This window comes from Pseudolactococcus raffinolactis NBRC 100932 (assembly GCF_001591765.1).
Taxonomy (GTDB): domain Bacteria; phylum Bacillota; class Bacilli; order Lactobacillales; family Streptococcaceae; genus Pseudolactococcus; species Pseudolactococcus raffinolactis.
This window is the reverse complement of record NZ_BCVN01000073.1, coordinates 1-2,870: the sequence shown is the minus strand read 5'-3', so window position 1 is coordinate 2,870 and position 2,870 is coordinate 1. Positions and strand designations below refer to the sequence as shown.

Annotated in this window: 2 protein-coding genes; both read left to right on the top strand. The window is 27.4% G+C overall.

Annotated elements, in window-relative coordinates:
- The first annotated feature begins 171 nt into the window (after positions 1-171).
- Positions 172-1,119 (top strand): tyrosine-type recombinase/integrase, encoded by a 948-nt coding sequence (locus tag LRA01S_RS10340; protein ID WP_061775529.1) that lies wholly within the window; start codon positions 172-174, stop codon positions 1,117-1,119.
- A 102-nt stretch (positions 1,120-1,221) separates the two neighbouring features.
- Entirely contained in the window at positions 1,222-1,836 is a 615-nt protein-coding gene (locus tag LRA01S_RS10335; RefSeq protein WP_061775528.1) for a DUF4230 domain-containing protein, read from the top strand.
- The last annotated feature ends 1,034 nt before the right edge of the window (positions 1,837-2,870 follow it).

The window sequence follows — 2,870 nt, the reverse complement described above, 5'->3', positions numbered from 1 at the left end:
TTGAGACCTTGGTATAACTGGGTTTGTCAGTGTATCTTGTTAATCACTTGCATTTTTAGTTGAAAAAGTATCAATTTAGTTTGGTATCTAACAGCTAAAAATTAGACTGAATTTAATATAAAAAATACTCTTTATTGTTTGAAATTAAAACAAAAATAAGGGGTATTTTTTATGGATTTAATTCAAGATTACATTGATGAATTTATTTTTAATTGCGAGTCAAGAAACTTGGCAGATGGAACTATCAAGAGATATAAGAAAATGTTGAAACTTTTCAAAGATTTTTTGGACTCAAAAAAAATTGACGAAATTGAAAAAATAAAAGCTTTACACATTAGAAATTTTTTGATAGCACAAAAACAAAAAGGAAGAAAAGAATCTTACATAAATACTCATTTAAAAGTTATCCGTGCATTTTTTGTATTCTTAAATGAAGAAGAATATCTGGAAGTCAACCCAACTGAAAAAGTTAAATTTTTCAAAGAAAACAAAGTTATAATCAAAACATTCACAGATGATGAAGTATTGAAAATGATTGAGGTTGCGGATGAAGTTAAATATAGAAAAATAAAAAAACCACGAAGTTTTTCTAAGTATAAGTCAGCAAGAAATAAACTTATAATCATGTTATTGGCTGATACAGCAATGAGAGTCAACGAGTTATGCAATATTAAGAATGATGATATCAACAAGGATAGAATACTAATCAGAAAAGGCAAGAATAATAAAGAGCGGATGGTTTATCTTAGCACACCAATTTTATTGCAACTTATGAAATACAAGAGAGTTAAAGAAAAGCATTTTAAAAACATAGTCACAGAAGATTATTTATTAATCAATAAAGTTGGCGATAAAATGACAGTTGATGCAGTTCAGATTTTAATTAGGAAAATAGGAAAAGAAGCAAATATAGATAAAAGGTGTAGCCCTCATACTTTCAGGCATTACAGCGCACAAGCATTACTTAAGAATGGGGTAGATACTTATAGTGTTTCAAGGATACTAGGTCATACAAGTACAAGGATCACAGAAGTTTACTTAAGGAGTATGATGACTGATGAAGTCTTAACGCATACAAGAAATAAAAGTCCGCTATCTTTAATCAAACGCAAGCGGTAAAACTAAAATTTTACCAATAATATTTTTAAAAATATTCAGACTATTTCTAAAAAATATGCTATAATAATATATGTATTTAAATTATATTTTGGAGAGTGTAGTATGGGTTTAATTTTTAAAATATTAACTAAGAAGTTTGCATTAGGTTGGTTAATATTATTTGCAATTTTATTTTTAGCATATCCATCTTATTTAGCGTATTCAGCTAAGGAAGGAGAAAAAAGTAAGTCTTATTCAATGGTAAAATATCTTGAACAAACTAATGAGACTGTCTATTTAAATGTAGGGATACAGACAGTAGAAACTAAGTCAAATAATACAAGTATCCCTTGGACAAAAATTGGTATCCCTCTGACTGAAAAGAAAGCCATTATAATTCTTAATTATCAGGCAAAATTGGGCGTTAAAAAACCAGTTAAAGTTAAGAAAATTAATGAAAATAGATATAGTATTACTATACCTAAATATGATGTTATAGGGATAGAATTAGATCAAAAGGTTCCTTATCAGCTTTATGATGCTAGCGGTGACCTATTAAGTTTATCAACCGAGGATATTGATACTGGCAAGCTGATTGTTAATCGATTGAGTACTAAAAAACAAGAAATGTATTTAGCAAAATACAAAGGGCAAATGAATGATTCTGCAAAATCATATTACAAAACATTGTTTCAAGGGATTAACAAAAATGCAAAATTAGAGTTTAATTTTGAGTGATAAATCATTATTCTATCAACGAAATTGAATTTTTAAACCAAGTAAAACATTAGGCTTATAGTTTAGTGTTTTTTATGTCTCACAGCAAATGTCAAAAAAAACGCATATGCGTAAAAAATGTAGTTTTCTATTTGGCACTTTTTGGTAACATCTTACCATTTTTGTCATTTCTATTTGGCACTTTTTGGTAACATCTTACCATTTTTGGTTTGCACTTTTTGGCAACATCTTACCAAAAATGACACAGTAATAATAAAACCCATTATAATAAACAAACCCATTATAATAAACAAGAAATAATATAGTACCTACAGTTTTTTAGCTACGCTTAAAACTTTGTACTTAGATCGGTTTGTTTATAATCATTTTTAAAAAATAGTAACAATTACAATATCAGCATTAAACTATTATACGCACAATCACACAAGGTAAAATGCCTACCGCACAGCAAGCTGATTGGTGTTACTCAACTTGCTATCGCAAGATTGGTAACGATCATAGCAAATATAAATTATAGGTTAATATCAGTCTTGTATAAGAAATAATATATACACAACCAATATTAACCTATAAATTAAAAATAGGTGTAGAACATCTATGCTTATATATAAATACATATAGATAGATATTCTACACCTATTTTTTTCAATCATAATAATTTAAATTTATAATATAATTTACCGCCTTGCTTGCAAGCGTGTAAATACCAAGGAACAAACGCAGTTTGTGGGGTGGTAACCCTATCTCTTTCATGCAACGCATATATAATAGAAGAAAGTTTTCAAAATTCAACTATAAAATATCAAAATTAAATAAAAAAATATGATTAAAATTGTTGACTAGATATTTTCACAAATGGCTTAACCTAGCGTTTCATTACACTTATCAATTTTTAATAAAATAAAAAAATAGCAAAAAAAGCTTGACAGACAAATATAATTATGCTATAATATGTATATAGGGTTAGTTAATCCCCTACTTTAATTATATAATATCTATCAGTCAATGTCAAGTGCTTTTTAAAACTTTTTATT

Coding starts and splice junctions, on each gene's coding strand:
- LRA01S_RS10340 (WP_061775529.1), top strand. CDS start 172: ATGGATTTAATTCAAGATTACATTGATGAATTTATTTTTAATTGCGAG.
- LRA01S_RS10335 (WP_061775528.1), top strand. CDS start 1,222: ATGGGTTTAATTTTTAAAATATTAACTAAGAAGTTTGCATTAGGTTGG.